This window comes from Thiomicrolovo sp. ZZH C-3, assembly GCF_054862725.1.
The window spans coordinates 1404963-1423114 of the sequence record NZ_JBTKXX010000001.1; the positions used below are offsets into that span (position 1 = coordinate 1404963).

Genomic DNA, 18152 nt, shown 5'->3' on the forward strand with positions numbered 1-18152 from the left:
TCCCAACAAGAAAGTCAGTTTTACGCCCAGTCGTGCAGGTGGGCGTGGGTATGCTCCTTGCCGTCATGGGTGTGGCGGTGGCGGTGCAGCAGGCTGGCCCCGTCCAGGATATCCAGGTGCTCGAACAGCGCACCGACGGGGCCGTCGTAATGCAGGGTATGGTCCGGCCCCAGTACCAGGGCCCTTGTGCCCAGTTCCCGGCCGAGGCTGAGATTGTGCGTGCAGAGCAGCGTCGTGATCTTCATCTCCTGCAGCAGCTCGACCAGCCACCCCGTCGTCGGCGGGTCCAGGTGCGCCGTCGGTTCGTCCATCATCAGGAACTTCGGTTCGACGGCCAGCAGGGAGGCCAGCAGCACCCGCTGTTTCTCGCCGCCGCTGAGCCGGTAGGGGGCGCGTTCGAGCAGCTTCGTCACCCCGAAGAGCTCCGCGAAGTGCCGCACCCTCTCATCGACATCGTCGAAACCGAAACTGCGGGGGCCGAAGGCGATCTCCTCGTAGACGCTCGTGTTAAAGAGCATGCTGTTGGGGTCCTGCATCTGCAGCACGTTCTCCCGCCTAAACGTCGCCTTGTGGGTCTTGAGAAACCGTTTGTCCATCAAGGCGCCGCCGTAGAGGATCTCGCCGCTTTTGGGCTGTTCCAGCCCGTTAAGAAGCTTGAGCAGCGTCGATTTTCCCGAGCCGTTGATCCCGAAAAGTACGACCTTCTCCCCCTCCTCTATGCTAAAAGAGAGCTCGCGCAGCAGCGGGAGCTTCTCCCCTTCAAAATCGGTCGCGTCAAAAGAGACGTTACGGCATTCAATCATCCATCACCCCCCGGGAGCGCATCCCCATCGCATTCTCCTGCGACAGCGAGAGCGTCCTGTACATAAAATAGTGGAGCTGGGCCAGGAGCGCGTGCAGCCTCGTACCGCGCTGCCGCCCCGCGTGGCGGCTCTTCATCCCCTCCGAAAAGGCCGCGTAACTTCGCATGAAAGCGATGATCTGCGAGACGCAGAGCGTATAGAGCAGCGAGAGCGTCTTTGAGAAGGAAAGTGCGCGGGCCATGTTGATGCGCGACACCAGCGTAAAGGTCATCAGCGTCATCGCCAGGGCCCGCAGGTTGATCAGCAGCAGCGCCGCCTCCGGCAGACCGAAAAAATAGTGGGCCAGAAGGTAGGCCACTGTCACCGTCACGTTAAAAAGCAGCAGGGCCGCGACCGCCCGGCGCAGCAGCAGCCAGCGTCGCCGCCCTCCCAGCGCGATGAGTACAAGCACGGTCGCGGCAACGACGCGGACATCGTGGATATAGCCGAGCGCGACGATCCCTGCAAGATACGCCAAAAGCCAGAGCCGGTCATACCGCATCGAACACCCCTTTGAAATAGCGCTTTAAAAACCGCACCATCATCACCGTCACGGCCCCCTCGGCGAGGCCCGCGATCAGGTGCGGGATGACGATGCTCGGCAGCGTCACTTCCAGCCCGAAGGGGAAAAAGAGCGGTTTGCCCCAGGCATCGTGGGCGATCAGCGGTTGGATGCCCAGCAGCACCGCGACGATGACGGCGGGGACGACGAGGCCCGTCCACCCCGCCGCAAAGAGGGCCACGGGCTCCGAAACCCGCTTCAGGAACCGGTAGATGCCGTAGGCGGAGAGCGCCCCGGCGAAGGCGATGGCGATGACATGCACCCCGTAAGCGGTGATCCCCCCTTCCCCGAAGAGCAGCGCCTGCACCAGCAGCACCAGCGAGAGCGCCCCGAAGGCCGTCCAGGGGCCGAACAGCACCGCCATCAGCCCCACCCCGCCCAGATGTACCGAGGTGCCCCCGGGCATCGGGATCGCAAAGAGCATCGCGACAAAGCTGAAGGCACTGATCGCCGCGACGCCGGCGATCCTGTCGGCGTCGAGCTCCGTGCGCTTCAGGGCCAGGGCGATGAGGCCTGCCGCCGCGGCCGTGGCGGGGAGGTAGGTGGCCGGGGAGAGAAAACCGTCGGGGATGTGCATCTGGTCGCCTTTAAAAGAGGGTCGAGAAGGTAAAGATCAGCCGGTAGCGCTCTTTCCCCTCGGCACCCTGCTGAAGATCTTCTTCGTTCAGGTCCGTTGCCGTCGGCAGTTTCACGCCCAGCGCCGCCGAGATCGTCTTGTAGGTCACCCGCAGGCTCGGGGTCGTATAAAGGATCGACCCGCCTGTCGCCTCGGCCCCGACACCGTCCTCTTCGTCCCGGCCGAGGTAGAGGTAGTTCGCCTCGAGGGCCGCATCGAGCCGCAGGCGCGATTTGGGCACTTCGTAAACGCGCGCCGTGAGCGCACCGTTGACACGGTACTCGTCCCCGAACCGCAGCTTGGTGCCGTCATCATAGGTGTGTTCAAAGAACGTATTATAAGAACAGTCGCCGACAAAGGTAAAGGCGTTGCCGAACCACTTGGTCATGCTGGCCCCGACCATCAGCGAGGGCTCGCCGAACCCCGTCTGCATGCCGGGGTCGATGAGGGCCCCGCTGCCGTCGGTGCGTTCGGAATCCCCCGTCGGAAGGGTACCGTTCACAAAGAGTGTAAAGTGCCAATCCTCCATGTCGTCCAGGCTTTCGTTTTTGCGGGCCGGCTTGAACCCCTCGTCGTAGACCAGGCCGAGCACGACCTGGACATTAACGTCATGGAAACCCGAGACCATTGTCGAATCATCCAGCGCCTTCGTATAGTAGGGCATGAACACGTACGCGCTCAGGTAGGGGGTCGCCCCGTAGCCCAGGCCGTAGAGCCAGTAGTCCGTTCGCTCCATTTCGCCGTCTTTGGCACCGGTATAGGTTTTGTACGTCGCGTGATCGAGCTTCAGGTAGCCCAGGAAAGAGCCTTCGGGGAGGGTCGTAGAGCTGGTCGTCTCCAGCGGTGCACCCGGCCCGTCGACGCCCGTCAGGCTGATCGAAGGGACCCCGTGGTGCCCCCATGCCGCGGCACACGCCAGCGCCGTTATTCCCAATACCTTTTTCACTCTACTCTCCTTTTTTTATACAGATACAGCCCGCAGAACAGTGCGAAGATCAGCGCAAGCCCCACAAAGGCCTTCTGGAACCGCTCGAACAGCGGCTGCGCATACCCGTCCAGTGCCAGATGCTCATCGACGGTGATCTCCACCGCCGCGCCGTGCCCGTCCTCGCCGAAGGCCTTCAGGGTCCACACCCCCTGCTTCGTCGGCCGGAAACAGAGCGAGGAGGCTTTGTCCGTCCGTCCCACCTGGTAGGGGATCGTCTCCCCAGGGGCATAAAGTTCATACGCCTGGTAGGAGAAGTCGCTCTGATCGGCGTAGGCGAAGGAGACGGCGATGCACTCCGAATGCGACACCCGGTGCACAAGGTCATGGGCGCCGAGCAGCGATACCAGGGTAAACAGTGCGGGAAGCCAGCGCATTACTTCACCTCCAGGTTCAGCGTCGCGTTGTAGAGACGCTCGGCGACAGGGGCGTTTGCCAGCGGCTGCCGCAGGGTGGCGCGGATCTGCTGCAGGCCCGCGTGGCGGATGCGGACGTTGATGCGCCCCGCTTCGTCCGTGGTGCCGATGACCCGCCCTTCGTAGGCGACGACCGCACCCGCTTTCGGCGCACCGTCGAAGGTGGCGAGGAGGCGCATCTTGTCCCCCGCTTCCAGGACGGAGGGGTCCCGGCTGAAGCTGAGCTCGAACCCTTTGCCCAGGGGGGCGAAATCAGACAGTTTTTCCACGCGCTTGACGCTCTCTACACTCTCCCAGCTTTTTATGACCATCGAAGGGTTCGCCTCCGACGCCGTGACGATGCCGTAGGGGGTTTTGGCGTAGTTGCCCAGGTGCAGGACAACCATCATGGTGTCGCAGGCCGTGCCGACGCGCCCGGAGACCCCGAAGGCCCCCTGTGTCTCATCGACGCTGCCGCCCCGGCGGCAGTAGCGTTCCGAGGGGTATTGCCGCACCGCATCGTCTTTATGCATATGCTCCGAAGCGGACGCACCCAGGTGGCCGCGCTTCAGCGTGCCCGACGCGTCGATCCAGTACTCGTGGGCCATGAGCGCCGTCACCGTCGCCAGCAGAAGAAAGAGTCGGTACATGCTTGCCTCCAAAACAGACCAGACTGATCTGAATCCTTATTCACCTGCATCTTAAGGAAGGATCTCTAAAGCCGTACTAAACGAATGCACTTCTTATATTGTTTTCGGACTAGAAAAGACAAAAAGCCCGCTTCTTCCTCCACACCAACCGCTGCGGAGACGGCGCGTTACAAAAAACTGCTACACTGACAGCACAAGAATCCACCCCTTACCAAGGAGCCGCCATGCACCCGACCCGTCCGCTTTTTCTGACGCTGCTCGCCTCTCCCCTGCTCTTCGCCGCCACCCTTTCGCCCGCTTCGACGGAAACGGCCCTCGTCATCTACAACGCCGGAATCGGCTTGGTGCATGAGAAACGGCAGCTCAGCGTCGAGAAGGGCAAACAGAGCATCGTCTACCCGGGTGTGGCGACGACGGTGCAGACCGACGCCGTCAGCGTGCGGCTGCCCTCCGGCGTGACGCTCTACTCGCAGCAGTACCGTTTCGACAAGATCACCCTGGCCAAGATCATCGAGGCGAACATCGGCAAGCGTGTCCGGTTTAAAACGGGCGACAAAGAGCATCCGGACATAGGCGGAGGGGTACTGCTGGCGGCATCGCCCGCCGTCGTGCAGACCGACCGCGGCATCGAGAGCGGGATCAGGAGCGAGGATTTCATCTTCGACACCATCCCCGACACCCTCATCATGAAACCCTCCCTCGTCTGGAACGTCGAGGCCTCCAAGCGGGTCCGCGGCGAGATGGCGCTGGACTACCTCATAGGCAGCATCCAATGGAAAAGCGACTACACCCTCACCCTGGACGGCAATAAAGGGGACCTGACGGGATGGATCACCGTCAACAACCGTTCGGGCAAGCGTTTTGAGGAGACGAAGCTTCACCTGCTCGCCGGGGAGATCAACCGTGCCGCCCAGCCGCGGCGCTATGTCGGCAAGGTGATGATGGAGACCGCGGCGGCACCGGTGGCAGAGCAGGCCGTCGAGGGGTACCACCTCTACACCGTCCCCTTCAGGGTCACCCTTGCCGACAATGAAAAGACGCAGATACGCTTTATCGACCAACCGTCCCATGCGCTCACACGCCGCTACGAGGTGACCATGCCCCCGCCCCTGCAAAGCGGGGCGGAGCTGAAACGCCCCGTCAGCCAGTTCGTCGACCTCGAAGGCTTCGACATCCCGCTGCCCGCGGGCACGGTGCGCACCTACGCCGAGACGGACGGCACGACCATCCTGCTGGGCGAAAGCCCACTGGACAACACCCCGAAAAACGAGACGGTCACCCTCCGCCTGGGGACGAACTTCGACATCGTCGCCAAAAGCACGCTGGTGAAGCGCCAGGACGAGGGCAGCTACTGGAACCTAACCGTCTCCTACCGCCTCTCCAACCGCTCTGACGCCGCCAAACGCGTCGACGTCCTCGTGCCCGGCGTCTCCTCGGACAGCAAGACGACCATCAAAAGCACGCTCTCCTACGAGCGACGCGACGGCTACACCATCCGTTTCTCACCGACACTGAAGGCGGGGGAGACCAAAACATGGCAGGTCTCCTACCGCATCCCCAAGCCCTAACTCTTCTGCGCTTCTATAAACGCCGCCAGCGCCTTGACCGGCAGCGGCGCGTCGCACTGCAGAACAAAGCGGTTCGCCTGCTCCGACGGTGAAAGCGGCTTCACTCTGCGCTGCTGCATGGCGAGGACCGCTTCGTCCGCTTCGGAGACGTCGTCGCCCGTCTCGCTGCGCAGCCGAATGCGGCGCAGAAGTTCCTCTTCATCGCATTCGATGTCCAAAATGGCATAGGGAACACCCCGGCGCGCAGCCAGTGCGGCAAAGAGGTTGCGCTGCTGCGCAGTAAGGAAAGTCGCGTCGGCAATGGCACTGCAGCCCGCTTCCAGCAGCGTTGCGGCAAGCCCCTCTAACCTTCCATAGGTCGCCGCCGTCGCCTCCGGCGTGTAGATATCCACTTCATCCCCTTCGCTGCGGAAGAGGCGCATCCGTTCGATATCCGAACGCAGGCGGAGCGCGCCGAACGCCTCGACGGCTTTCAGGGCCAGGGTGCTCTTGCCCGACGCGGAGACGCCGTGCATGATCATCAGAAAAGGCTCACTCTTCTCCCCGTAGCTTTTTGCCAGCGCGATGTAGGCGCGTACCTCGTCGATGACGCTCTCGCGCTCCTCCTCCGTAATCTCCTGCGCAGCGTGGAGGGCGAGCACCTTCGCCCGCACCATGGCCCGGTAGGTTTTGTAAAAGGGCAGAAGGGCCACGGCGGCGTAGTCACCCGTATGTTCAAGGTAGCGGTTGAGGATGCGGCGGCTCTGCCGGGCCAGTCCCCTGTACTCCAGGTCCATCAGTAAAAAGCCGAGATCGCTGATGACGTCGATGTGGTTGAGGTAGGGGTTGAACTCGATGGCGTCAAAGAGCATGGGCCTGCCGTCGAAGAGCGCCATGTTGTGCAGGTGCATGTCGCCGTGGACTTCGCGCACAAAGCCCTCATCGCGCCGCTGCTGCAGCAGCGGGGTGAGGCGCGCATGCTCCGCCTGCGTCCACTGCTCCAGCGCCGCGACGTCCGCGGCCAGCTCACCGTCGCGGTGCAGGGAGGCCATGAGGTCGAAGTTCTCCTGCATCGGCATGATGACCCTCGCGGGCGTACCGTAGTCGCTCTCGGGGTCGACAACGGGTGCGCCGTCGTGCATGGCGGCGGCCGTGTCGGCGACGGCGTCGCACTCGTCGTCGGTGAGTCCCCTCGCAGCGGCGATGTTATCGAGCTGCGCCCCGGCGTCGAAGCGGCGCATCTTCACGGCGTACTCTATGGCCGGGCCCTCCCCGTCCAGTTCCGGTGATGCGATGCTGCCCGTGATGGCGACGACGCCCAGGTAGAGCTGCGGGGCGTAGCGGCCGTTGATGCGCACCTCTTCCCTGCAAAACAGTTTGCGGCGCTCCAGGGTGGAGTAGTCCAGGAAACCGAAGTCGACAGGTTTTTTCAGCTTGTAGACGACGTCTTTGGCGATGATGACGCTGGAGATGTGGGTCTGGATAAGGGAGGATTCGGGCAGCTGCAGCAGCCGCAGGTTGCGCACCAGCCGGTCGTGGTCGCGCTCGGTCATTTTACTAGACCTTGACGCGGTCTTCGAGGGCCCGGGCGAGGGAGAGCATGTCGATATTCTCCAGGCTCACGCCCGTCGGGACCCCCTGGGCGATCCGGGTGAACCGCACGTCCATCCCCTCCAGCTTGTCCTCGATGTAGAGGATGACGGCGTCGTTGGCGATGGAGGGGGTCAGCGCGAAGATGATCTCCTCGACGCCGCTGCCGACCGTGGCGCGCAGGTGATCGATGTCGAGGCGGTCGAGGGCGTCGAGGACGTAGTAGCGTCCGCCGAAAAGTCCGTTTTCCTCGATGGTGAGAATGTCCTTCGCGTTCTCGACGATGCACAGCAGCGATACGTCGCGTCCCCCGTCGGAGCAGACGCCGCAGAGCTCGTCCTCGCTCATCCCCCCGCACGAGCGGCACTTTTTGATGCTGCCGACGGCATCCTCGATGGCGTGGGCTATCTTCATCGCCCCGAAGCTGTCGTGCATCAGCATGTGGTAGGCCAGGCGGGTCGCCGACTTCTGCCCCACGGTCGGGAGCTCCTGCAGGGCGTCGACAAGGCGCGTAAACTTCTCAAGGCTGTGTTTCATAGCGCTATTTTAGCGTAAAGCCGCCCCGGTGAGGCGCTGCCGCCTGAAAGATTTTTCAGCAATTAAAACGGGAACGGCGATGATAGAAAACCTTTACCTGTTTCGGCCTAGAATAAAAGATTACGGCATTAGAAGGAGCAGCGTCATGGCAGAGTTTGACCCCGAAGCATACAGGCAGATGGTCCGCTCCTACCAGGAGCGCGACGACCCGCTGGGGTGGTTCGACAGCATCTACAGCAGCGCCGACGGCGACCACACCGCCGTCTTCTGGGCCGACCTCGCCCCCAACCCCTATCTGACCGACTGGCTCAAAATGCACCCCCTCGCGCCGGGGGAGAAGAAAAAGGCCATCGCCGTCGGCTGCGGCGTCGGCGACGACGCCGAAGAGCTCTCCGCCTACGGTTACGACGTCACCGCCTTCGACATCGCCCCCAGCGCCATCGCGCTGTGCAAAAACCGCTACCCCGACAGCAAAGTGGAGTACCTCATCGCCGACCTCTTTAACTACCCTGAAGCGTGGCGGGGGGCCTATGACGTCGTCTACGAATGCAACACCATCCAGGTGCTGCCGGGCAAGTACCGCATCATGGCCCGCGACGCCATGGTCTCGCTCCTTGCCCCCGGCGGCACCATCCTCGTCTCCTGCCGCAGCCGCCTGGCCGGTGAGCAGACTGACGCCATCCCCCTCCCCCTCGACAAAGACGAGATCGGCGGCTTCGTCCGAGCGGGCCTAAACGAGGAGAGCTTTGTCGCCTACGACGATGACCAGACCCCACCAGTGCCGCACTTTTTTGCTACTTATCGCAAGTCTCTGTAAGCAAACTGATCAGCCAAAAGGTCTAGATCTACTTAACTCAAAAATTTATGATTAATATCGACAACTGTCGATAGACCTGCATAGAGTTAATTAATCATCAGAAATTATTATTATTATTATGCATTTTTCCTTACAATTAAAGCATATAGAGCTATAAAATATGTAATAATGTTATACATTTAGTAACAATATATATAGTGGGATAGCTTTGTAGCGCAGTAAAATATTTACAAGTCAATAGTTCATTCAAAAAAAGGATTAATCGATTATCATGGACATACAAGAATACTTTAATAGATTAAATTCTGAGTCACAGACAATATTCATTCAAACGATATCTGAGAAAGAAAAACTCGGTACACTGCATCATTTATCGTCGTGTGTATACGAATACGCTGAGTGCCTACTTGATCCCCAAGAAAAAGAAATTCTTGTAACTGTTAGTGCGCAACTGGAGTCAGCAAACCTAAATGTAGTTCTAGGATTATATAGGCAAGCCTTTTCGTCATTGCGGCTAGCGTTTGAAATGGGACTTGCAGCTATGTATTTCTCCGTAAATAAATTGGAGTTACATGAATGGCTTGACGGTCGCACTGATATAAAATGGTCAAGTTTAGTTGATGAAGATAACGGGGTCTTGTCAAAGCGATTTACACAAGCATTCTTTAGCGAATGTTCAGAACATAGTATCGTGTATAGAAGAAAAGCCATTTCTGTTTACAGGAAACTTTCTGAATATGTTCATGGGAATAATGAAACTTGGCAAAACAGTGGTCTAGAATTAGGCTATAACGCTACATTATTTGAACTGTATTGTGATTATTTTACATCTGTTGCAAAAGTGATTTTATTTACTGCTGTATGCAGGTACGCAAAGCAGTTTGATGAGTCTACACGCGAGTCACTACAGTTTGTCCCAGAAGAACTCAATGAAGTTGAACCTATTCGAAAATTATTTGGACAATCATAAGGAATATTAATGAATGAATTTTATCTAAGAACAGAAAGTATTAAACAAACAGATATTTTAAACTTATCAGTGGTTAACGCGGCTGACAGAAATATATTAAACGCTCTCAAAGCAAATGAACCTTGTTTACTGGAAGGCTCTAGAGGCACCGGAAAATCTTTTTTAATGCGAGTTGCAGAACTTGAATTAGAATCTGAAAGTGAATCTTATATCAGTGTTTTTGTACCCTTCAACATGAGCTCGTTAATCAGTACAGAAGACAATCTTCAATTCTATCATTGGATGTTAGCCAAGACTCTTAAATCCTTACTCAACAAACTAAGGAAGAGAGGAATCGTTGTTTCTTCCCTAACTGCAAGTCTGTTAAGCAATGATGTTAATGAAACCGAAGATGAAGTTCAGATCAGTCTTAAAGAAATCGTTAAACTGTTCGAAGAATCATATAGAGGAAATTCTAAAGTTGATATATCTGCGCTACCTGACATAGAAGATGTAAAAGAAGCGATACAAACGATTTGTGAAGAAAACTCTCTTGAAAGAGTAGTCTTTTTTTTTGACGAAGCTGCACACGTTTTTAGGCCCGAGCAACAGCGACAATTCTTTAATCTTTTTAAAGACCTAAGATCACCTTATATATCATGTAATGCAGCTATTTACCCAGGTGTAACACACTTTGGAGACACATTTGAATTAACTCATGATTGTGTATACAAAAAATTAGAAAGAAACATTTCTGACGCTGATTATCTCCAATACTTTAAAGACATTGTTTTCAAACAATCTGACGAAAAGTTACGTGAAGACATCGATAAACAAAGGGAACTGTTTAACACCCTTGCTTTATCATCTGGTGGTAACCCTAGGATGTTATTAAGAACTCTTCAAAACATAGCAAAATTCAACACGTCAAACGTCAATTCAGAAATCAAATCATTTTATCGTGGTCAGATTTGGGCAGAACATACTGAGCTAGGAGAAAAATATAAAGGTCACCGAGGAATAATTGATTGGGGAAGAGATTTTCTCGAAAAAACAGTTATTCCAAAAGTTGAAGAGTATAACAATACTAGAAAAGAAAAAGGGATTGCTGAATCCACGATTTATTTTTGGATACATAAAGACTCCCCCGAGGCTGTGAAAGAAGCGTTAAGACTTTTAACGTATACCGGAATCATCAGGAAGATAGATAGTTCAGTGAGAGCGACTAGAGCCGAATTAGGGTCTCGATATGAGATCAAATATGGCTGTATGATTTCATTAGAAAGTAATCCTCATAGCGAGTCATCTGAATTTTATAAAAACTTATCAATCAAAAAATTCATTGAGTTTGGTAAAAACCATAGCTCATACTCTGGTAGTGACGGTTTAGTTCAAACTGATGACGAACAACAGTACGGAGAATCATTGAGGTCTTTACTTGAGAAGTCAATTGACGTTTTAGTTCTTCTTACTCCTTGGCAAAAAGAAAAGCTAAGGTCTGCTGGAATCAATACAATTGAAGATTTGCACAAAAATACGGAAGAAAACTTGATTGAAAAAATCTATAATGTGGGTCCAGTACGAGCTCGATTAATGAAAAATGCTGCCACTGCAGAACTCTTAGAATACATTTCAGGATAAATGTACAAATCGAAGGAGAAATCAAAGAAATGAAAGAAATGATCGCCTTACTAGACACAATACTACCCTATCTTGAACGACATGGTATGGGTACGCTTGTTACAATTTGCTTGAGCATTTTACTTATTGCAACAACTATATGGGGAATTGCTTTCATTGTTGATCAAAAATCTATACGCAATTTATCGAGAAAATTCAAGGAACTCATTAAACTTAGCAGATCTTGTTTTGAGGATGCCAACACATCTCCGTATGACGACGTTGTAGCTAATTCAAATACATATAAGATTATTGAATTTATATATTTATATCTAATTTCCGCAACAATGTTCTTCTATGGTTTATTAATTCTGATAACTGGAGTTATTGTTGAACCACAGGTTTGGTGGGGAAAAGTAGTTGTAATTTTATACGGAATTGTTATGATAGTTATTGCACGCTTCGCTAAAGTTGCTGCTGACAAGTCGCTTTATCGTTTCAAAACTGCTAACGAATGTATGGCATCATAATAGGAATAAATCCATATAAAATACGTGTTAAGTGAAAATTTTCTAAACATTTGAGACAACAATGATTTTTATCTGGAAATGTCGCTGGAACGTTGGCCAACTCTGAACAAGTTTTTTTAGATCAGATGTTGCTGCTTGGTTGTGCCTGCCGGTTCAACTCGAAAGGTGTTGCACTAAGAAAAAGATACGGCTTGCCAGTGAGCGTCACCCGGAATTTCTTCTGCTGCAAATACTTCTTGCAGAAGTAAACGTCCTTATAAAGCAGCGACTGTTCCGAGAACGCATAGTTGGGTGCTTTGGCACCGTAGATGAGTTCTCCATCTGTCCAGCGGCTGTTGGGGAAGCCGAGGATGACACTGCCTCCGGGGGCGAGGTAGTTTTGTATCAGCGACATAAACAAGGGCTTGAACTCCACACCGGGGCTCTGCAGGGTACCGATGCTCATAATGAGGTCGAAACGACCGAGATCGAGGCTGCCAAGGTCATTGATGTCGTGGACGTGGAAGCTCACATTGGGCTCGGGAAATTTTGCCTGCGCTTCGGCGATGGCCGTTGCCGAATGGTCGACTCCGACCAGCTCCATCTCACCAAAATCGCTGCCGAGCATCCGGCGGATCAGCTCGAACTCCTCTCCGCTGTTGATGCCGAGGTTGAGCACCCGCTTCCGCTGCCCTACTTTTACCCGTTCCAGTGAATGACGGTAGGCCCAGAGGAAAGCCGGCTCCTCGTTCTTGTTGATGGCCGCGAAGGGGGAAGCCGCGCCGTACTTCTCCGTTCTCTCCTCCACCTCTTCCCGGTGGAAGGACGACGCCGTATCGAGCTTCATAAAACGCAGCCGGACTCTGCCGTTTTCAAGGCGTTCAGGGGTCATCATCCGACACATCAGAAGCTCCGAAAGATCGGTCCATGCCTTGTAGCCGCGGTAGAGGTAATCGGTCCCCTCGACAGTAATAGTTGCACCTGCATAGTGCCCCGCGCCCAGGTCGGGGTCGAGGACGGAGAACTCTATGTTCTCCCCTGCGTTGAGCTGTGCCACCTGTGCTTCGAGCAGAGGCAGGATCTCCGCCATCGGTTCGGTCGTAAATGTCAGCATCTTCCTCCTACTCCGCTTTCGGCACAAGGAGCCAGAGGCGCAGCGGCGATTTCATCCGTCCCGCTTCGGCTTCCGCATGCTCGCCGTAGCCCCAGAAGAGGTCGGCGCGCACCTGCCCTTTGATAGCACTGCCCGTATCCTGCGCCATCGCCAGGAGCTGCAGCGGTTTACCGCCGAGGGGTTCGACGGCGTCGACGTAGACGGGGTAGCCCAGCGGAATGCGTGTGCGGTCGACGGCGACGGAGTGCATCGGGGTCAGCTCCGCGCCGAGGGTTCCCGTCGCCCCCTGCGTGCGCAGGCCGAAGAAGATGTAGCTGGGGTTCGACTCCAAAATGCGCTTCTTCTCTGCCGGGTGGCTGCGGAGGTAGGCGCGGATCGTCTGCAGGGAGATCTCGGCTTTGGGGATGAGCCCCTCCTCGACCATCAGTTTCCCGATGGAGCGGTAGGGGTGGCCGTTTCGGTCGGTATGGCCGACGTAGAGGGTCGTGTTGTCGTCGAGCAGTACCCTTCCGGAGCCCTGGACATGGAGAAAGAAGCGGTCGATGTCGCTGCTGACATAGCACAGCGGACGCGCGTCGACATCCCCGGCGTTGATCTGCGCCCGGGAGGGGTACGGTACCACGCGGTTGCCCTGCAGCCTGCCGCGCAGGTAGCGGTGGGTAAGGTCCGGATAGAGTGAAGCGAGTTCGATGCGCAGCAGGTCCTTGGGCGGCGCGTACAAAGGATAGGGATACGCTTCACTCTGATTCGCTGAGCCGTGCAGGAGCGGTTCGTAGTAGCCCGTCATCAGCCCTTCACTCTCCCCCTTTTCCGTCAGCATAAAGGGACGGAAGTTTGCTTCGAAAAAGGCTTTGGGGTCGTTGCTCTTTTCCGCCTCTTCGCAGAGCGTCTGCAATGCAGGCACCTTGTTCAAGCCGCACTGCTTTTTGAAAACGGCCAGGCCCGCTTCGGCCCGCTGTTCGTTCCACTGCGGCAGCGCGTCGAAGGGGACGAAGACGCCGCTGCTGTCCGCTTCGCCGTTAAGGTTCAGGTGTGTCGCCTTCTGCGCACAGCCGGTCAAAAAGATCAGGAAAACGAGGGTAAAAAGGGAATGAAAAATGTACAACTTTATATCACTTCACTCAAGATGGTATAATTCCGAAAATTTTTTCGGGGCACTGTTTGTGCCGATCAAAAAAAACAGTATAACAAGGGATTTGTATGGAAGAGATGAGCTATTACGAAATTTTGGAGATCAGCCAGAGCGCTGAAAAGACCGAGATCAAGAAAGCCTATCGCAAAATGGCAAAGAAGTACCATCCCGACGCCAACCCGGACGACCCGGAAGCGGAACACAAATTCAAGCTCTGCAACGAGGCCTACCAGGTCCTCAGCGACGACGAAAAACGGAGCATCTACGACCGCTACGGCAAACAGGGGCTCGAAGGCATGGCCGGCGGCGGTGCGCGCGGCGGCTTCGGCGGGTTTGAGGACCTGGGCGAGATCTTCGAAGAGATGTTCGGCGGCGGGCGCCGCTCGCGCCAGAACCCTGCGGACATGGACAAATACCCCCTCGACCTCGGTGTCGAGATCACGCTCAGCTTCAAAGAGGCGGTCTTCGGCTGCGACAAAGAGATCAGCTTCAGCTACAAAAAGGCGTGTGCGATGTGCGACGGCACCGGCGCCAAGGACGGCAAGCTCGCCCCCTGCCAGCAGTGCGGCGGCAAGGGCCAGGTCTACGTGCGCCAGGGCTTCATGACCTTCTCCCAGACCTGTCCGGTCTGCCACGGCGCGGGCACGATGCCGGGCGACCCCTGCTCCGAGTGCCACGGCGCGGGCTTTGAAGAGGTCGAAGAGACCATCACCATCAAAGTCCCCGCGGGCGTCGACAGCGACAACCGCCTGCGCGTCTCCGGCAAGGGCAATGTCAGCAAGCGCGGCAGCCGCGGCGACCTCTACGTCACCTTCCAGGTCGAGCACGACGAGACCTTCCAGCGCCACGGCAACGACGTCTACGTCGAAGTCCCGGTCTTCTTCACCCAGGCGATCCTCGGCGAGAACATCACCATCCCGTCGCTCACCGGCGAGATCGAGCTGAACCTCGACCAGGGGACCCGCGACAAGCAGCAGTACCGCTTCCGCGACGAGGGGATCGAAGACGTCCACGGCCACGGAAAAGGGAGCCTGATCGCCCAGGTCAAGCTCATCTACCCGAAGAAACTGAACGACGAACAGCGCGAGCTTCTCGAACAGCTCCAGGAGAGTTTCGGCATCGAATCGAAACCCCATGAAAGCGTCTTCGAATCGGCCTTTGAAAAAGTGAAAGGGTGGTTTAAATAAGGGGAGGTAAAATACCTCTATAATCACCACAGGAGCGCCCGATGAAAGAGTGCAACTCCCTAGCAGAAGTCCGCGACGAGATCGACCAGCTTGACGATCAGATCGTCGAGCTCATCGCCAAACGCAACAACTACATCAAACAGGCCGCCCGCTTCAAGAACACCATCGACGAGGTCAAAGCCCCCGACCGAATCGACGGCGTCATCCAGCGCCTGCGCCGCAAGGCCCTCGACCTCGACCTCTCCCCCAACCTCATTGCCGAACTCTACACGCTGATGATCAACGAGATGGTCGAGACGGAGATCGCCGAACTGCGCAACGCGAAAGACCTGTAAATGTCCCGTTTCGACGCCGCGGCCGCCGACTGGGACAAGGGGGACCTGCGCCGGCAGATCGCCGCGCATACCGCCGATGCCGTTATAGAAACCATCCCCCTGAACGACGCCATGTCCCTGCTCGACTTCGGCGCGGGGACGGGGCTGCTCACCTACCGCGTCGCCCCCCATGTCGGCTCCGTCACCGCCGTCGACACCTCCGAGAAGATGCTCGACGTACTCAAGAGCAAAAGCACCCCGGAACACGTTATCAAAACCGCCTGCTGCGACATCACGCAGATGCCGCTGAGCGAAACCTTCGACGGCATCATCAGCTCCATGGCGATGCACCACGTCGATGACACCGAAGGGTTCCTCAAGACCCTCTATGACCACCTCAACCCCGGCGGCTTCATCGCCGTTGCGGACCTCGACAAAGAGGACGGCAGCTTCCACTCCCACGGGAACGAAGGGGTCTTTCATTTCGGTTTTGACAGGGAAAAGTTGACGGAGATGGCTCAAAAATGCGGATTCGTCGATGCGGCCTTCACGACCGCACTGACGATTGAAAAACCGGAGAAGAACTACCCGGTCTTCCTCTTTACTGCTTATAAAGCATAAAACGACATCCGAGCACAGCCCGGAGATCTACGCTAAAACTCATTTCAGCATCAATAGGTGCTGATCACTCCTCTTGCTCTTTCTTCTCTTCGCGCTTACACCCCGTATTGAGCTTCAGCGGAATGTAGAGCGGGCAGACACCCAGTACACCCGTCAGCAGCGGCACCAGCCCGATCACGGCAACAATGTAGTTCGGCGCGACGAGCCCGTAGGCGATCAGGGCGATGCCCAGAACGATCCGGATGATCTTATCGACGGTTCCCATATTGACACACATCATACTCTCCTTGGATAGAAAACTTGGATATGGGGTCAGTATATACAAAACAGGCAGCCGCCGTCAGTAACCTAGGTCACCAAAGGCGTCAATGCACAAGCTGTTTCTGGACAAAGCGCTGGTAGAACCCTTCGCGCCGCAGCAGCTCCTCCGGCGTGCCCGCCTCGACGATGCGCCCGTCGTCGAGGAAGTAGACGTAATCCGCATGCTCGACGGTGCTGAGACGGTGGGCGATGATAAGGGTCGTCTTGCCCTTGAGGTAGTCGCGCAGGGAGGTGAAGAGGTGGCTCTCCGTCTGCACGTCCAGCGCCGAGGTCGATTCATCGAGGATGACGACGCTCGGTGCGTGCAGCAGCATCCGGGCGATGGAGAGGCGCTGCCGCTCCCCGCCGGAGAGCCTTATGCCGTCCTTGCCGATCATCGTCTCCAGGCCTTCTGTCAGTTTGGCCACGACGTCGTCGAGCTGCGCGACGTGCAGCACGTCATAGAGCTTGTCGTCGGGAAGGTCCCGGCCCAGGGTCAGGTTCTGCCGCAGGGTATCGTTGAACATCTTCGGCGTCTGCAGCACGAGGGCGACATGGTCGCGGATGACGTCGAGGCCGATCTTCTGGACGGGGATATCGTCGATGCAGATGCTCCCCTCCTGCGGGGCGTAGAGCCCCAGTACCAGCTGTGCCAGCGTCGTCTTGCCGCTGCCGCTGTGGCCCAGAAGCGCCACGGTCTTGCCCGCTTCTATGTTCATAGAGATGTCGTGCAGCACCCGCTTCTGACCGTAGCCGAAACTGAGGTGTTCCACGGAGATGCCGTTGGTCTCTCTCCCCTCGAAGGGGTTCTGCTCATGGGGGTACCGGGGCTCCTTCTCCAGCCGCAGCAGCGCGTTGAGGCGCTCGAGCGCCGCCGTGGCGTTCTGGTAGGAGAAGATGATCTGCAGCATGTCCTGCAGCGGTGTCACCATGAACCAGAGGTAGCCGAGCACGGCGAACATCTCGCCGATGGAGAGCGATGAAAAGAGCACCATCAGCATCGACGCCGCCCGGAAGAACTCGAAGCCGCTCAGAAAGAGCAGCGAGGAGAGCTGCCCCGCCGCCTCGCTCTTCCAGCCGTACTGCGTCGAGGCGTCGCGGATGGAGCGGGCATCGTCGATCATGCTGTCGATGTAGCGCTGCTCCTGGTTGTAGGTGCGGATCTGCACGAAAAGGTCTAGGGTCTCGGAGAGGCGGTTCTGGAAGCGCTCGATCTTCTGGTTCTCCGTCCGTTTGAGCCGCCGCACTTTCTTGCCCAGCCAGGTCGTCAGCGCGACGACGGCGGGGTTGAGCAGCAGAATGATCAGGGCCAGCTGCCAGTCGATATAGAGCAGCACCAGCGCCACGCCGATCAGGGAGAGTGCCGAGACGAAAAAGCGCCCGATACTGACCCCGATAAAGGCGTCGACGGTGTCGATGTCCGTCACCAGCCGCGCGCTCACGCCCCCGCCGCCGAGGGCTTCGTACTCGGAGACGGAGACGTGCCGCAGGTGTTCCAGGATGCGGCGCCGGATCGTAAAGACGAGGTGCTTGGAGATGATCGTGAAGAGGCGGGACTGGAAAACGTTGGCGACGACAAAGAGCATGCGCAGGAACAGTGTCGTCAGCAGGACAACGACGATGTAACCCCAGGGGTGCTCGGGCGCGAAGAGCCAGTCGATCAGCCCCGTCAGCTGCGCGGGCTTTTCGAGCAGCACCTGGTCGACCAGCAGCGGGAAGAGCAGCGGGACCGGCAGGGAGATCGCGACGGCCAGCACCGCGACGAGCTGCCCGAGGGTGATCCGTTTGCGAAAGGGTTTCGTATCGCGCAGCAGCGTGCGCCAGGTCATTTCTTGCATGGGGGATTATAGACTACGGTGGGTGTG

Annotated in this window: 20 protein-coding genes; 8 read left to right on the forward strand and 12 right to left on the reverse strand. The window is 56.7% G+C overall.

What is annotated here, in order from left to right; genetic code table 11:
• Nucleotides 1-20 precede the first annotated feature (20 nt).
• The 6 genes from ACXWTF_RS07190 to ACXWTF_RS07215 are packed head-to-tail and all read right to left on the reverse strand — an operon-like array spanning nucleotide 21 to nucleotide 4050.
• A complete protein-coding gene (locus ACXWTF_RS07190; RefSeq protein WP_461714320.1) occupies nucleotides 21-803 on the reverse strand; it encodes an energy-coupling factor ABC transporter ATP-binding protein in 783 nt (260 codons plus the stop codon).
• Nucleotides 796-1344 carry a hypothetical protein gene (locus ACXWTF_RS07195; RefSeq protein ID WP_461714321.1) on the reverse strand — a complete coding sequence of 183 codons (549 nt, stop codon included), beginning with the start codon at nucleotides 1342-1344 and terminating at the stop codon, nucleotides 796-798. Before ACXWTF_RS07195 ends, ACXWTF_RS07190 begins: the two co-directional genes overlap by 8 nt.
• Nucleotides 1334-1981 carry an energy-coupling factor ABC transporter permease gene (locus ACXWTF_RS07200; RefSeq protein WP_461714322.1) on the reverse strand — a complete coding sequence of 216 codons (648 nt, stop codon included), beginning with the start codon at nucleotides 1979-1981 and terminating at the stop codon, nucleotides 1334-1336. Before ACXWTF_RS07200 ends, ACXWTF_RS07195 begins: the two co-directional genes overlap by 11 nt.
• 10 nt (nucleotides 1982-1991) lie before the next feature.
• Entirely contained in the window at nucleotides 1992-2966 is a 975-nt protein-coding gene (locus ACXWTF_RS07205) for a transporter (RefSeq protein ID WP_461714323.1), read from the reverse strand.
• Nucleotides 2963-3382 (reverse strand): hypothetical protein, encoded by a 420-nt coding sequence (locus tag ACXWTF_RS07210; protein ID WP_461714324.1) that lies wholly within the window; start codon nucleotides 3380-3382, stop codon nucleotides 2963-2965. Before ACXWTF_RS07210 ends, ACXWTF_RS07205 begins: the two co-directional genes overlap by 4 nt.
• A complete protein-coding gene (locus ACXWTF_RS07215) occupies nucleotides 3382-4050 on the reverse strand; it encodes a hypothetical protein (RefSeq protein WP_461714325.1) in 669 nt (222 codons plus the stop codon). Before ACXWTF_RS07215 ends, ACXWTF_RS07210 begins: the two co-directional genes overlap by 1 nt.
• A gap of 224 nt (nucleotides 4051-4274) precedes the next feature.
• Here ACXWTF_RS07215 and ACXWTF_RS07220 point away from each other — a divergent pair, with 224 nt between their 5' ends.
• Complete coding sequence (locus ACXWTF_RS07220; RefSeq protein ID WP_461714326.1) at nucleotides 4275-5618, forward strand: DUF4139 domain-containing protein; 1344 nt, start codon at nucleotides 4275-4277, stop codon at nucleotides 5616-5618.
• Here the strand turns inward: ACXWTF_RS07220 and ACXWTF_RS07225 are convergent.
• Complete coding sequence (locus ACXWTF_RS07225) at nucleotides 5615-7150, reverse strand: bifunctional aminoglycoside phosphotransferase/ATP-binding protein (RefSeq protein ID WP_461714327.1); 1536 nt, start codon at nucleotides 7148-7150, stop codon at nucleotides 5615-5617. The two genes, ACXWTF_RS07220 and ACXWTF_RS07225, sit on opposite strands and share 4 nt — an antisense overlap.
• A gap of 4 nt (nucleotides 7151-7154) precedes the next feature.
• Nucleotides 7155-7724 carry a recombination mediator RecR gene (recR, locus tag ACXWTF_RS07230; RefSeq protein ID WP_461714328.1) on the reverse strand — a complete coding sequence of 190 codons (570 nt, stop codon included), beginning with the start codon at nucleotides 7722-7724 and terminating at the stop codon, nucleotides 7155-7157.
• Nucleotides 7725-7869: 145 nt separating this feature from the next.
• Between recR and ACXWTF_RS07235 the strand changes: the two genes are divergently transcribed.
• The 4 genes from ACXWTF_RS07235 (at nucleotide 7870) to ACXWTF_RS07250 (ending at nucleotide 11640) form a co-directional block, all read left to right on the forward strand.
• On the forward strand, nucleotides 7870-8541 hold the full coding sequence (locus ACXWTF_RS07235; protein WP_461714329.1) for a class I SAM-dependent methyltransferase: 672 nt from the start codon (nucleotides 7870-7872) through the stop codon (nucleotides 8539-8541).
• 271 nt (nucleotides 8542-8812) lie between these two features.
• Nucleotides 8813-9511 carry a hypothetical protein gene (locus tag ACXWTF_RS07240; RefSeq protein WP_461714330.1) on the forward strand — a complete coding sequence of 233 codons (699 nt, stop codon included), beginning with the start codon at nucleotides 8813-8815 and terminating at the stop codon, nucleotides 9509-9511.
• A gap of 9 nt (nucleotides 9512-9520) precedes the next feature.
• Nucleotides 9521-11131 (forward strand): ORC-CDC6 family AAA ATPase, encoded by a 1611-nt coding sequence (locus ACXWTF_RS07245; RefSeq protein WP_461714331.1) that lies wholly within the window; start codon nucleotides 9521-9523, stop codon nucleotides 11129-11131.
• 29 nt (nucleotides 11132-11160) lie between these two features.
• Entirely contained in the window at nucleotides 11161-11640 is a 480-nt protein-coding gene (locus tag ACXWTF_RS07250) for a hypothetical protein (RefSeq protein WP_461714332.1), read from the forward strand.
• 121 nt (nucleotides 11641-11761) lie between these two features.
• On the opposite strand, the gene ACXWTF_RS07255 is transcribed toward ACXWTF_RS07250, so the two are convergent.
• Complete coding sequence (locus tag ACXWTF_RS07255) at nucleotides 11762-12733, reverse strand: class I SAM-dependent methyltransferase (RefSeq protein WP_461714333.1); 972 nt, start codon at nucleotides 12731-12733, stop codon at nucleotides 11762-11764.
• Nucleotides 12734-12740: 7 nt separating this feature from the next.
• Nucleotides 12741-13838: a murein transglycosylase A gene (gene mltA, locus ACXWTF_RS07260; protein ID WP_461714334.1), complete on the reverse strand. Its 1098-nt coding sequence runs from the start codon at nucleotides 13836-13838 to the stop codon at nucleotides 12741-12743.
• Nucleotides 13839-13933: 95 nt separating this feature from the next.
• Between mltA and dnaJ the strand changes: the two genes are divergently transcribed.
• Genes dnaJ through ACXWTF_RS07275 form a run of 3 tightly spaced genes read left to right on the forward strand, consistent with a single transcriptional unit; the run spans nucleotide 13934 to nucleotide 15987 of the window.
• Nucleotides 13934-15052: a molecular chaperone DnaJ gene (dnaJ, locus tag ACXWTF_RS07265; RefSeq protein ID WP_461714335.1), complete on the forward strand. Its 1119-nt coding sequence runs from the start codon at nucleotides 13934-13936 to the stop codon at nucleotides 15050-15052.
• Nucleotides 15053-15093: 41 nt separating this feature from the next.
• Nucleotides 15094-15387, forward strand: a complete 294-nt coding sequence (locus ACXWTF_RS07270; RefSeq protein ID WP_461714336.1) for a chorismate mutase — start codon at nucleotides 15094-15096, stop codon at nucleotides 15385-15387.
• Nucleotides 15388-15987, forward strand: a complete 600-nt coding sequence (locus ACXWTF_RS07275) for a class I SAM-dependent methyltransferase (RefSeq protein WP_461714337.1) — start codon at nucleotides 15388-15390, stop codon at nucleotides 15985-15987. It abuts the gene before it with no gap.
• A gap of 64 nt (nucleotides 15988-16051) precedes the next feature.
• Here ACXWTF_RS07275 and ACXWTF_RS07280 read toward each other — a convergent pair whose 3' ends face one another.
• Both ACXWTF_RS07280 and ACXWTF_RS07285 read right to left on the reverse strand, forming a co-directional pair.
• Complete coding sequence (locus tag ACXWTF_RS07280; RefSeq protein ID WP_461714338.1) at nucleotides 16052-16264, reverse strand: YgaP family membrane protein; 213 nt, start codon at nucleotides 16262-16264, stop codon at nucleotides 16052-16054.
• Between the two features lie 88 nt (nucleotides 16265-16352).
• Entirely contained in the window at nucleotides 16353-18125 is a 1773-nt protein-coding gene (locus ACXWTF_RS07285; protein WP_461714339.1) for an ABC transporter ATP-binding protein, read from the reverse strand.
• Nucleotides 18126-18152 lie beyond the last annotated feature (27 nt).